The 12260-nt window shown below is 72.0% G+C and carries 11 protein-coding genes; 6 read left to right on the top strand and 5 right to left on the bottom strand.

Going from position 1 to position 12260, the window contains the following annotated elements; translation table 11 throughout:
- The first annotated feature begins 11 nt into the window (after window positions 1-11).
- Window positions 12-1448 (top strand): cryptochrome/photolyase family protein, encoded by a 1437-nt coding sequence (locus KZC50_RS08775; protein WP_310891393.1) that lies wholly within the window; start codon window positions 12-14, stop codon window positions 1446-1448.
- A gap of 12 nt (window positions 1449-1460) precedes the next feature.
- Here KZC50_RS08775 and KZC50_RS08780 read toward each other — a convergent pair whose 3' ends face one another.
- The 3 genes from KZC50_RS08780 to KZC50_RS08790 form a co-directional block, all read right to left on the bottom strand.
- Complete coding sequence (locus KZC50_RS08780) at window positions 1461-2003, bottom strand: Dps family protein (RefSeq protein ID WP_053547828.1); 543 nt, start codon at window positions 2001-2003, stop codon at window positions 1461-1463.
- Between the two features lie 89 nt (window positions 2004-2092).
- Window positions 2093-2842, bottom strand: coding sequence for a response regulator (locus KZC50_RS08785; RefSeq protein WP_053547829.1), 750 nt, complete (start codon window positions 2840-2842; stop codon window positions 2093-2095).
- A complete protein-coding gene (locus KZC50_RS08790; RefSeq protein WP_310891394.1) occupies window positions 2839-4119 on the bottom strand; it encodes a sensor histidine kinase in 1281 nt (426 codons plus the stop codon). Before KZC50_RS08790 ends, KZC50_RS08785 begins: the two co-directional genes overlap by 4 nt.
- A 154-nt stretch (window positions 4120-4273) precedes the next feature.
- On the opposite strand from KZC50_RS08790, the gene KZC50_RS08795 reads away from it, so the two are divergent.
- From KZC50_RS08795 to KZC50_RS08805, 3 genes are read left to right on the top strand one after another with little or no spacing between them, the layout of a single operon-like run.
- On the top strand, window positions 4274-5254 hold the full coding sequence (locus KZC50_RS08795; RefSeq protein WP_053547831.1) for a Bug family tripartite tricarboxylate transporter substrate binding protein: 981 nt from the start codon (window positions 4274-4276) through the stop codon (window positions 5252-5254).
- Window positions 5251-5922, top strand: a complete 672-nt coding sequence (locus KZC50_RS08800; RefSeq protein ID WP_310891395.1) for a tripartite tricarboxylate transporter TctB family protein — start codon at window positions 5251-5253, stop codon at window positions 5920-5922. The genes KZC50_RS08795 and KZC50_RS08800 overlap by 4 nt, the downstream gene beginning before the upstream one ends.
- Entirely contained in the window at window positions 5922-7466 is a 1545-nt protein-coding gene (locus KZC50_RS08805; RefSeq protein WP_310891396.1) for a tripartite tricarboxylate transporter permease, read from the top strand. The genes KZC50_RS08800 and KZC50_RS08805 overlap by 1 nt, the downstream gene beginning before the upstream one ends.
- On the opposite strand, the gene KZC50_RS08810 is transcribed toward KZC50_RS08805, so the two are convergent.
- Window positions 7456-8328 carry a hypothetical protein gene (locus KZC50_RS08810; protein ID WP_156305188.1) on the bottom strand — a complete coding sequence of 291 codons (873 nt, stop codon included), beginning with the start codon at window positions 8326-8328 and terminating at the stop codon, window positions 7456-7458. The two genes, KZC50_RS08805 and KZC50_RS08810, sit on opposite strands and share 11 nt — an antisense overlap.
- Window positions 8329-8536: 208 nt before the next feature.
- On the opposite strand from KZC50_RS08810, the gene KZC50_RS08815 reads away from it, so the two are divergent.
- A complete protein-coding gene (locus tag KZC50_RS08815) occupies window positions 8537-9886 on the top strand; it encodes an O-acetylhomoserine aminocarboxypropyltransferase/cysteine synthase family protein (protein WP_310891397.1) in 1350 nt (449 codons plus the stop codon).
- Entirely contained in the window at window positions 9883-11199 is a 1317-nt protein-coding gene (locus KZC50_RS08820; RefSeq protein ID WP_310891398.1) for an LLM class flavin-dependent oxidoreductase, read from the top strand. Before KZC50_RS08815 ends, KZC50_RS08820 begins: the two co-directional genes overlap by 4 nt.
- Window positions 11200-11293: 94 nt before the next feature.
- On the opposite strand, the gene KZC50_RS08825 is transcribed toward KZC50_RS08820, so the two are convergent.
- On the bottom strand, window positions 11294-12220 hold the full coding sequence (locus KZC50_RS08825; RefSeq protein WP_301134477.1) for an ABC transporter substrate-binding protein: 927 nt from the start codon (window positions 12218-12220) through the stop codon (window positions 11294-11296).
- Between the last annotated feature and the right edge of the window lie 40 nt (window positions 12221-12260).

Here is a 12260-nt window from a genome sequence, read left to right on the forward strand (position 1 = left end):
AGGATGGCCTGGTGAAGGCGGCACTGATCCTCGGAACGCAGCAGTTCGCCGCCCATCCCGCCTTCGATGACGACGACATCGACGTCTTCTTCTTCGTGGAGTCGCCGGCGGTGTTCGAGCGGCGTCCGCATCACGCGCACAAGATGGTGCTGATCCTCTCGGCGATGCGCCACACCGCCGCGGCCCTCGAGGCGGCGGGACATCGGGTCGAGCGGATGCCGCTGGCGGAGGGCCGGGGGTTCGCCGACGGTGTGCGGCAGCTTGTCCGCACCCACGGCATCGACGGTCTCGCCTGGATGAGCGCGACCGATCGCGGGGTCGACGCGCGGCTGCGGCGCCTGTGCGAGGAGGAGAGCCTCCGTTCGCGGGTGTACCCCGACGCGCTGTTCCTCACCCCCGTCGCCGAACTCGACGACTGGTTCGCCGGGCATCCGAGCGCGCGCATGGAGGACTTCTACCGCTGGCAGCGCCGCCGCACCGGCGTCCTCATGGACGGAGCGAAGCCCGCCGCCGGGCGCTGGAACTTCGACGCCGACAATCGCGAGCCGCTCCCGAAGGGCGGAATCGACATCCCGCCGCTGCCGCCGCTGGAGCACGACGACATCACCCGGGGGGTGATCTCCGAGATCGCCGAGCGGTTTCCCGACCACCCGGGGGACCCCGCGCGGTTCTGGCTTCCCGTGACGCCAGACGAAGCGCGCGGCTGGCTCGCCGACTTCGTTGCGCGCCGCCTCGCGCAGTTCGGTCCGTACGAGGACGCGATGGCGGCGGACGAGCCGTTCCTCTTCCACTCGATCCTCAGCCCCGCCCTGAACATCGGGCTGCTGACGGTCGACGAGGTGATCGAGGCGGCGACGGATGCCGAGGGCGTGCCGCTGAACTCCCTCGAGGGTTTCGTGCGGCAGGTGATCGGCTGGCGCGAGTACATGCGCGGCGCCTACCGCGCGTGGCCCCACCTGCGGGATGTCAACCACTTCGCGCTCCGCCGGGAGCTGGAGCCCTGGTGGTACGACGGGGTGGGTATTCCGGACGACCTGCCGGTGCCGGTGCGCACCGTCTTGGAACGCGTGCTGGCCACCGGCTACGCCCACCACATCGAGCGCCTCATGGTGCTCGGCAACTGGTTCCTGCTGCAGGGGTACGCCCCGCGCGCGGTGTTCGAGTGGTTCAGCGCCCTCTTCGTCGACGCCTACGAGTGGGTCATGGTCCCCAATGTCCAGGGGATGAGCCAGTACGCCGATGGCGGGGGAGTGGCCACGAAGCCGTACATCTCCGGTGGGGCCTACCTGCAGCGGATGGGCTCGTGGTGGCCCACCCAGAAGGCGGCGCGCGAGTCGACCTTCACCACCGCGTACTGGGACTTCCTCGAAGCGCACGAGGAGCGTCTGCGGGAGAACCACCGCATGGCCGTGCCGCTCGCGCAGATGCGCAAGCGGCACGGGGAGTGAGGCCGGGAGGTCTCAGCGCTTCGGCGTGCGGTTCTCCGCGCTGACCATCCAGGACAGCTGCTCGAGGCGGCCGAGGATCTCGTGCAGGAGATCGGCGCTCGTGGGGTCTTCCTCGTCGATGCCGTCGTGCACCTCGCGGCACGTCGTGCAGACGGCATCCAGGCGCTCGGTGATGAGGTCCACGACCTCGGTCGTGTCGATCTCGCCCTGCGGGAACTCCGGGAGCGTGGTGGTCTCGGCGACGACGTCGCTGCGGCCGTCCGGAAGGGCGTGCAGCGAGCGCATGCGCTCGGCGATGGTGTCGGCGAACTCGCGCGCGGCGTCGATGATCTCATCGAGCTGAAGGTGCGTGTCGCGGAAGTTGCGGCCGACGACGTTCCAGTGGGCCTGCTTGCCCTGCAGCGACAGCTCGATGAGGTCCACGAGGACCTTCTGCATGCTCTCGCTCAGCTGCTCGGAGGCCTGGAACCCCTGCTCGGCGTTCTGCTCGGCGGTCAGTTCGGCGCCCCGGCGCGCGGGGCGGCGCTTGTTGGTCTTCGTCGTGTTCGTGGTCACGAGGTCGACGGTAGACCCGAACCCGGCGGTCGTGCCGGGGATTGTGAGAGCTCCGGTGACGTGCTAGCCGTCGGTCGTCCGGCGCCGATTCACGGGGTGAGGCGGTAGAGCACCTCGGGCCGCCCGCGCGCGCCGAAGCGGTGCGACACGGTGGCACCACCGGTCGAGGCGAGGTGATCGAGATACCGGCGGACGGTCGCGCGGGAGGCGCCGAGCTCGTCGGCGAGGCTCCGCGCGCTCACCGGCACGGTGGTGTCGAGCGCCGCGACGACGCGGGCGAGCGTCGACGCCGACAGTCCTTTCGGGAGGGGAAGCGACAGGGGATCGGATGCCGCGGCGGCGGGTACCGCGCCCGGCGGCGTCACGAGCCCGTCGATCTGCCCCTGTCCGAGGCCCACGGCCGTCTCGCTCGGGCGGGCGGGCCGTCGATCGGCATACTCGCTCAGCCGCGCCGCGAACGCTTCCTTCGTGAAGGGCTTCACGAGGTACCCCGCCACGTGCGCGGCGAGTGCCTGGCGGACGGTGAAGGTGTCGCGCGCGGAGCTGATGACGATCACGTCGACATCCCACTCCCGGACGAGGCGGAGCCGGTGCAGCACCTCGATGCCGCTGAAATCGGGAAGGTTCATGTCCAGCAGCACGAGGTCGACGGCGCGGTCGGCGGCGAGCCGAGCGGCGGCGGCGCCCGTCCGCGCGGTGCCGATGAGGCGGAAGCGCGGCAGCTCGGCGAGGTATGCGGTGTGCAGACGCACCACGGCGGGGTCGTCGTCGACGATGAGGGTGCGGATCGGCGGCGGAGCGGTCGCCTGATCCCCGCTCGCCGCTCGTCCTCCGGTCATCGCCGGACCCCCGCCGGGGCGGCGGGCATGTCGACGGTGAAGCGTGCGCCGCTCCACGCGGACCGTCCGACCTCGATCGTCCCGGCGCGGGCCGCGATCTCGCGGCGGACGATGTCGAGCCCCACACCGCGGTCCGGCGCGGCCGTCGTGCCCTCGGGCGTCTTCGTCGTCATGCCGCGCTCGAAGATGCGCAGGCGCGCGGCATCAGGGATGCCGGGGCCGTCGTCGTCGACGACGATGTGCACGGCGTGCGCGTCCGCGACCACCAGCAGCCGCACGCGTCCCGCGGCGGCGGGGTGCGCGCTCGCCGCCTCGATCGCGTTGCGGCAGAGGTTCGCGATGACGACGCGATCGGCATCCGTCATCACCGCGGGCGTGACGGTCGTGAGCGGATCGAGCTCGAGCGCCACGCCGGCGCCGGCGGCGTCGTCGGCGAGGCCGGTGACGAGCGCACGGAGGGCGGGTTCGGCGACGTCCGGCGCGTCCCGGCCGGGGGTCGAGACCGGGGCGATGCCGTCGACGTACTGGAGCGCCGCGTCGGCGTCCCCCTCGGCGACGAGGCCGCGGATGACATGCAGGCGCGTAGGGAATTCGTGTGTGGCGTCCCGGAGGGCGCCCGCGATGCGTCGCTGCGTCTCGGCCTCCCGCGCGCGGTCCTCGAGCCGCCGGACCCGTCCGCGCAGCGCGACCACGAGCGCCGCGCTGATCGCGCAGCCGGCCACGACCGATCCGAGAACCCACGGCAGCAGGGCGGCGGTCGCCTGATCGAAATCGGCCGCGATCTCGCTCTCCAGGATGCCGACCGACGCCGTCCCGACGACCACGCCGTCCGCGGTCACGGGAACCTTCGCGCGGAGCGTCGGTCCGAGCGTCCCCGTCTCGGTGCCGACGAAGGTCTCGCCCGCGAGGACGTCGGCAGGGTCGGTGGAGACCTCGAGCCCGCGCTGAGACGCGGTGGGGTGCGTGAGACGGATGCCGTCGGCATCCGTGATGACGACGTAGTCGACGCCGGCGGCCTGTTCGATGAGGTCGGCGAGGGGCTGCAGCTCCGCCATCGCAGCGGCGCGGTCGTCGGTCACCGCAGTCCGCACCTGGTCGAGCGCGGCGAGGCTCCGGGAGACGTCGAGCACCCGTTCGGTCGTGACCTGACGCAGCGTCCGCTCTTGCACAGAGGTCGCGACGAGGGTCGTGATCGCCACGCACGCGAGGACCACCAGGCACTGCACCACGAGCATCGGCAGCAGACGCAGGCGACGGATGCCGGTCGAGGTCGTCATCGGCTCCTCCGTCGCGTGCTGCTCGCGCCGTCCCGGACGTCGTCACCGTGAGCATCAATGAGCGAAAGTCGTCTCGTCTCCCCGCCGGGGGGCGCGCGGTGCGAGTCTACCTCCCACATTCGCGGCCACGACGGCGTCCGCGAGGGAGGCGAAGATGCGTCGGAGAATCACCGGAACGATCGTGGGAGTGCTCGCGGGAGCGCTCTTCCTCACCGCGGCGGTCCACGCCGCCGGAACCGGGGGTGCGGCCAGTCCCCGCACGAAGGTGACCCTCGTGGCCCCCGCGGCCCCGGGCGGCGGATGGGATGCGTTCGCCCGCGAGGCGCAGCAGGTCATGCGCGCCGACAACATCGCCCAGGGCGTGCAGGTCGTGAACGTCCCGGGGGCCTCCGGCACGATCGGACTCGCGCAGGTCGCAGAGATGGGCGACCGGCACGATCTGATGATGGTCACCGGCGGTGTCATGGTCGGCGGCATCCTCATCAACGATTCGCAGGTGACCCTCGAGGACGTCGTCCCGGTGGCGCGCCTCGCGGACGACTTCAACGTCCTCGTCGTCCCCGCCGACTCGCCCTACGAGACGCTCGCCGACTTCGCCGCGGACCTCGCCGCGAACCCCGGCGGCACGGCGATCGCAGGCGGCTCCCTCGGCGGCATCGACCACCTCCTCGCCGGACTCCTGGCGAAGGAGGCCGGGGCGGATCCCGCCGCGGTCAACTACCTCGCCTACCCGGGCGGCGGTGAGGTCGTGACCTCGCTCCTGTCCAAGACCGCCAAGGCGGGCCTCTCGGGCTACAACGAATTCCGCGACCAGATCGCCTCCGGCAACCTCCGCGCACTCGGGATGTCGGCGGAGGAGCCGGTGCCCGGCATCGACGTCCCCACCTTCCGCGAGGAGGGGATCGATGTGGCCATGTCGAACTGGCGCGGCTACGTCGCCCCGCCGGGGGTCTCCGACGAGGTCCGCGACGAGCTGGTGGCGATGCTCACCGAGCTCCGCGAGACCGAAGCGTGGGCCGAGGTGCTCGAGCGCAACGGCTGGGTGGACAGCTTCATGGTGGGCGAGGAGTTCGCCGCCTTCATCTCGGAGGAAAGCCGCCGCACGGCGCAGATCATCGAGGAGCTCGGACTGTGAGCGCAGGAATCGACCTCGGGCCGGGGAACGACCCGGCCCCGCCCACCACGGGAACCCTTCGGGTGCAGCGGATGCCGCGCTGGTACACCGGCCGGAGCGAGCTGATCATCGTCGCCGGCGTGATCGCTTTGGCGGTGGCCCTCACCGCCGGCATCGTCACGATGGAGATCCCGGAGGGCACCGCGTTCCCCGGTCCCACCTTCTTCCCGATCATCGTCGCGGTGTTCCTCTACGTCGTGGGGGTCGCCCTCGCGATCGACGTCTTCCGCGCACCGCAGCGTCCGCACGTCGCGGACGACCCCGTGGAGATCTCGGACGAGATGCTGCGCGACCTGGGCGGGATCGACGCCACGAGCGAGATCCGCGTGGTCTCTCCCGAAGACTCCGGCGCCGCTGCAGGCGTCGGCGGCTCCGGCCGCGGCTCCATCGACGTCAAGACCGTCGTGATCACGATCGGCGCGCTCGCCGGCTTCATCCTCGTCCTGCCGTTCGCCGGCTGGCTGCTGTCGGCGGCGGCGCTCTTCTGGGTGATCGCCTGGGCGTTCGGCAGTCGCCGCCCGCTCATGGACATCGCCATCGGCGTGATCATGTCGGCATCCGTGCAGTTGGCGTTCGGCGCCGGACTCGGGCTCTCCCTGCCCGCCGGCTTCCTGGAAGGAATCCTCTGATGGATCAGCTCGGAAACCTCATGGAGGGGTTCGCGGTCGCCTTCACCCCGCAGAACCTCCTCTTCCTCGTCATCGGCGCGATCCTCGGCACCGCCGTCGGTGTGCTCCCCGGCCTCGGCTCGGCGATGGCCGTCGCGCTCCTGTTGCCGGTCACGTTCAGCCTCGATCCGACCGGCGCGTTCATCATGTTCGCCAGCATCTACTTCGGCGGGCTCTTCGGCGATTCCACGTCCGGCATCCTGCTGAACACACCCGGCAATTCCTCCGCGATCGCCACAACCTTCGAGGGCCATCGCATGGCGAAGGACGGCCGGGCCGCGAAGGCGCTCGGGACCTCGGCGATCGGCGCCTTCATCGGCGGCACGATCGCGTGCGTCCTGGTCGTCTTCTTCTCCCCGTACATCGTGCAGCTCGCCACCGTCTTCGGCCCCGCCGAGTACTTCGCCCTCGCGGTGTTCGCCTTCGTGGCGATCTCGGCCGTGGTCGCCGACTCGATCGTCCGCGGCCTCGTCGCCCTGGGGCTCGGCTTCGCCCTCGCGCTGGTCGGCATCGACGGCATGAGCGGCACCGAGCGCTTCACCCTCGGAAGCCCCGTCCTCTTCGACGGCATCTCGATCATCGTGGTCACCGTCGGACTCCTCGCCCTCGGCGAGGTGATCCACGTCGCCTCCCACATCCGTCGCGGCGACGGCCCGGCGCGCCTGGTGAAGCCGACCGGCTCCCCGCTGCTGTCGTGGCGCGAGTGGAAGATGGTGCTGCCGGCATTCCTCCGCGGCACCGCGTACGGCGTCCCGTTCGGCGCGATCCCCGTGGGCGGCTCCGAGGTTCCCACCTTCCTCGCCTACGGCACGGAGAAGCGGCTCGCCCGTCGCCGCGGCGACACCGACTTCGGCACGCGCGGCGCGATCCAGGGCGTCGCCGCCCCGGAGGCCGCCGGCAACGCCACCGCCGGCTCGGCCATGGGCGCGCTCCTCGGACTGGGGCTTCCGACCTCCGCCACCGCGGCGATGATGATCGCGGCCTTCCAGCAGTACGGCATGCAGCCCGGACCCCTCCTGTTCGAGCGGAGCGGCGACCTCGTGTGGCCGCTCCTGGCGAGCCTCTTCCTCGGGCTCATCATCCTGCTGATCATCAACCTGCCGTTCGCGGCGGTGTGGGCCAAGCTCCTCCTCATCCCCCGTCACTACCTCTACGCCGGGATCACGGTGGTGGCGATGCTCGGCATCTACGCCATCGCCTCGCGGCCGGTCGACCTGTGGATGGCGCTCGGCATCGGCGTCGTCGGATTCGCCATGCGGCACTTCTCGATCCCGCTGGCCCCGGTGCTGATCGCCGCGATCCTCGGACCCCTCGCCGAGACGCAGCTGCGTCGGGCGCTGGCGGTGTCCGAAGGCGACCCGACCGTCCTGGTCTCCTCGCCGATCACGATCGTGCTGTACGCCCTCCTCGCGGTGACGGTGGCGCTCAGCGTCATCCAGCACTCCCGCCACGCCGCACGGGCGCGGGCGACGGCGAAAACGGAGCGGGTCCCGGTCAGCCGGTGAAGCCGAGGAGCCCTTCGATGTGAAGGGCTCCGAGGCCGAGCACGGCGGCGGCGACGAGGATGAACAGCGCCAGCCACAGCCCGCGGACGGCGGCGGCGCTGCGCACCTGCCGGCGGAGGGCGGCGAAGGCGACGACGTCCGGCGGGCGGGTGAGGTCGGTCTCGGTCTTCGCGGCGCCTCGGCCGCTCAGCACAAGCGGAGCGGACGCCGCGGCGGCGAGGCGATCGACGACGATGGCGCGCGCGACTCCCTCCAAGATCCGGGGGCGGCGGCGGAGCCACCGGGTGAGCGCCCGGTCGCGCAGGACGACGACGTCGCGCGGGGGATCGACCAGCTCCACGCGACGCGCCCCGACGACCACGATGAGCGGCGTGACGGCCACCGCCGGAGCCGGCGGGGCGGGGTGTCCGGATCGCGGCAGCGGTGGTGGTGCCGACAGCACCGAGCGGACGCGGGCAGCTTCCTCCCGCGCGGCCCGCACGTACGGCATCCGCGTCCCGTCGACGAGGAGACGGAGGCTTCCGACCCGCACACGGGCATCCTGCAAGAACTTCGTGGTCACCGTATAGACCCCGCCCGGGCCGACGAGGACGAGCTCGACGGGCGGAGCGTGCGCGTCGAGGCGGACGCCCGCGGCGGAGACCCAGTCCGGCCCGAGTCGGTGCAGGCGCGCGGCGACCTCGCGCTCGGCGACCGCGCCGACGTACCACGGCAGGGCGTCCTCGCACACGGGGCTGCGCCCGACGAGGCGTGCCCACGCCGACCGGGGGCGGGCGCGCTCCTGCACCGCGAGGCACTGCGCCATCGCGGACGCGCCTGGTTCGCGCAACGTGCCGGGGGAGTGCGCGGTGTCGGGGGACATGGCCCGACGATAGCGAGCGCCGACCCCCGGGGGCAGGGGGAGGAACCCCGGCCTCGCGCGCCGCGCGCCCGGGGTCGCTCGCGGAACGTCCCGGGGAACGGCCGTCGTAACACGGCGACGCGGGAAGTTGGGGTGTGCCCGCGGGCGGCCCCAAGATGCTCTGACGGAGCGCGCGAGCGGAAACGCGCCGCCGGGGAGGGACGGAACGATGGCGCACGCGGGATTCACGACGCGACAGGTGCACGGTGCGCGGGCGCGCGCGGCCGAGCCCCGCGCCACACCCATCTACCTCACGGCGGGGTTCCGCTTCGAGAGCTTCGACGACGCCGCCGCGCTCTTCGGCGGCGCCGACGGCTTCGCATACACCCGGGTCGGGAACCCCACCGTCGACCAGGTCGAACGCACGCTCGCCGATCTCGAGGGCGGAACGCGCGCGCTGCTCGTCGCCTCCGGGCAGGCGGCGACGACGATCGCCCTTCTCAGCCTCGTCTCGGCGGGTGGCCACATCCTCGCCTCGACCCACATCTACGAGGGAACGCGGGGACTCCTGCGCGACAACCTCGAGCGGTTCGGCATCGAGGTCGACTTCGTCGACGACATCGACGACCCCCGCGCGTGGGAGGCGGGCATCCGTCCCCACACCCGTGCGCTTTTCGCCGAGTCGATCTCCAACGCCGCCGGCCGCGTCCTCGACATCGCCGCGGTCGCCGCTGTCGGGCGCCGCCACGGCATCGCGCTCGTCGTGGACAGCACCTTCGCCACGCCCTATCTGCTCCGCCCGATCGAGCACGGTGCGGATGTCGTCGTGCACTCGGCGAGCAAGTTCCTCGCCGGCCACGGCAGCGTGCTCGGCGGCGTGATCGTCGACAGCGGTCGGTTCGACCCCGTGTCGGCGGCTGGACGCTACCCGCACCTGGTCACCCGCGGCAGGGACGGGCGACCGAGCGCGGTCGAACGTGCCGGAGGCGACGCGCGGATCGCCTACGCCCGCGACGACCTCGCGCCCCGCTTCGGCCCCACCCCATCGCCGCTGAACGCGTTCCTCATCGGCCAAGGGCTCGAGACGCTCAGCCTGCGCGTCGAGCGACAGAGCGCCACCGCCCTCCGCGTCGCACGCTGGCTCGCCGCGCAGCCGGGGGTGGAGCGCGTGGATCACCCGGGGCTGCCGGAGCACCCCTCGCATCACCTCGCCCGCCGATACCTGCCGGACGGGACGGGATCCGTCTTTACGGTGACCCTCGCGGGCGACGCGGAGAACGGCCTCGTGGCGGCGCGACGGTTCATCGAGGGCCTCGCGCTCATCACCCACATGACCCACCTCGGCGACGTGCGCTCGCTCGCCCTGCATCCCGCCTCCACCAGCCACGCCCACCTGACCGACGCCGAGCGTGCCGCCGTCGGGGTGCATCCCGGCACCGTGCGCCTGTCGATCGGGATCGAGGACGTCGACGATCTGATCGCCGATCTCGCGGGTGCGCTGTCGGCCGAGGAGACCGGACGGGTGGATGCCGGGCAGGTGGCCGCGGGGCGGGCGGCGGCGGAACCGGTGCCGGCGTGAGTCGCCTCCAGCACTTCGGGTGGTTCCTCGCGCGCGGGTTCGGTCCGCACGGCTGGGGCCACCCGTACCTGGACTGGGACTGGCGCTGGACCGCTCCCGAGCTCTACCGGCAGTCCGCGCGCGAACTCGAACGGGCGGGGTTCGACTTCCTCCTGATCGAGGATGCCCCGTCCCTGGGGTCGGCCGACACGATCGACCTGCGCGTCCGACACGCCTTCGGCGGGCCCAAGCACGATCCGCTGCTCCTCGCCCCCTACCTCTTCCAGGCGACGCAGCATCTCGGAGTGATCCCGACGGTGAACCCCGCCGGGACGCTCCCGTATACCGCGGCGCGGCAGTTCGCGACGCTCCAGCACCTCAGCGATCACCGCCTGGGTCTCAACGTCGTCACCGACACCGGCAGCGCCCGGCACTTCGGTGACGCGCCGCCGCTCGGGCACGACGCCGCCTACGACCGCGCCGAGGAGTGGCTCGGGGCGCTGCGCGCGCTGTGGCGCAGCTGGCAGGACGGTGCGCTCGTCGCCGACCCGGGATCGGGCGTCTACGCCGACGGCCGCAGGCTCGACGCCGTCCGCCATCGCGGGGAGTACTACGCCTTCGACGGACCCCTCAACGCGCTGCCCTTCGAGCGGGGCGAGCCGGTCATCGCCTCACCCGGCGGATCCGGGCGCGGCCTGGCGTTCGCGGGCGCGAACTCCGACATCCAGCTCGCCCTCGCCCCGCTCACGGAGGCGAGCATCAGGGATTACCGTGCGCGCATCCACGCCGCCGCGGCCGAGCGCGGTCGGGCGGCATCCGACATCCGCATCCTCTTCGCGATCCAGCCGGTGCTGGTGGCGAGCGCGGAGGAGGCGGACCGGATCGTCGCGGCCTCCGGGCACCCCGACGACGCCGCGCTCCGCGAGATCGCCCGGCGCCAGTCCAGCGATCTCGAGACCGACCTGACGGCCCTCGACCTGGAGGCTCCCCTGCCCGCCGAGGTCTTCGGTGAGAACGTGTCGCAGGGCAGCATCCGTCGTCTCGTCGGCGATCGCGACGTCGCCACCGCACCGCTGCGCGCGCACCTGACCGCGCTGTCGACCCTGGGGCGCATCTCCGACCGGTCCGGGTTCGTCGGCACCGCCGACGAGTTCGCCGACCTCATCGAGGAGCTCGGTGAGTGGGGCAACGACGGGGTCCTCCTGTGGGGGGATCTGCACCCGGTCACCGTGCATCGGATGCTGGACGAGCTCGTGCCGATCCTCCGGCGTCGCGGCATCCTGCGGCGTGACTTCGTCCCGGGCGGGCTGCACGCGAACCTCCGCGCCTTCTGAGGTCGACGCGCCCGGGCAAGGGGAGGATGCCGAACGCCCCCGGTGCGCCGTGGGCGGGCCGGGGGCGTTCGGTTCGTTCGGACGAGACCGATCGTCAGACGAGACCGTTCTCCGACAGCCACGCCGCGGCGATGTCGGGCGTGGACTCCTGGTCCTCGGTGCTCTGGACGTTCAGGGCGACGAGACCCTCGGGGGTCAGCGCGGCGCTGACCTCGTTGAGGATCTCGGCGGCGCCCTCGGGCAGCTCACCGCTCACGACCGGGACGACGTTCGAGGCCAGGAACAGGCCTTCGGGGTCTTCCAGCACGACGAGGTCGCCGGTCTGGATGCGCGGGTCGGCGGTGAAGATGTTGGCGACCTGGATCGTGTTCGCCTCGAGCGCCTCGAAGGTGGTGTCGGCGGTGGGGGAGAACTCCACCGTCACTCCGTAGACCTCCTCCAGGCCCGTGGGGCCGTACGGACGCTCGGCGAGCTCGGGCGGGCCGCCCAGGGTGATCGGGCCCGCGGCGTCGGCGAGGTCGCCGATCTCGACGAGACCGTTCTCCTCCGCGAATGCGGCGGTCACGGTGTAGGAGTCCTGGTCCGTCGCGGTCGACTGATCCAGGACGCTCAGGCCCTCGGGCAGCGCGTCGGGGAGCGCGGCGTAGACCTCGTCCGCGGTGCGCGCCTCGGTCTCGGGGTCGAAGTACTGCAGGAGATTGCCCGAGTACTCCGGGAACAGGGTGATCTCACCCGATTCGAGGGCCGGGATGTACGCGTCGCGCTGACCGGAGTTGAAGGCGTCGCGCGACACGTCGAATCCGCCGGCCTCGAGCGCCTGGGCGTAGATCTCGGCGATGATCTCGTTGGAATAGTAGGCCTGCGATCCGATGACGATCGTCTCGCTGGTCTCGCCGCCCGCGGCGGGCGCCTCGGTCTCGGGGGCCAGCGGGTCGCTCGAGGCGCACCCGGCGGCCACGAGCGACACACCGGTCAGGAGCGCCGCCGCGAGGGCCAGGCGGGACTTCTTTGCTGTGAACATGTGATTTTCCTCTGTTGTGTGATGGTGCGGGGAAGGGACG

It is taken from the genome of Microbacterium aurantiacum (genome assembly GCF_031625015.1).
GTDB lineage: Bacteria > Actinomycetota > Actinomycetes > Actinomycetales > Microbacteriaceae > Microbacterium > Microbacterium aurantiacum.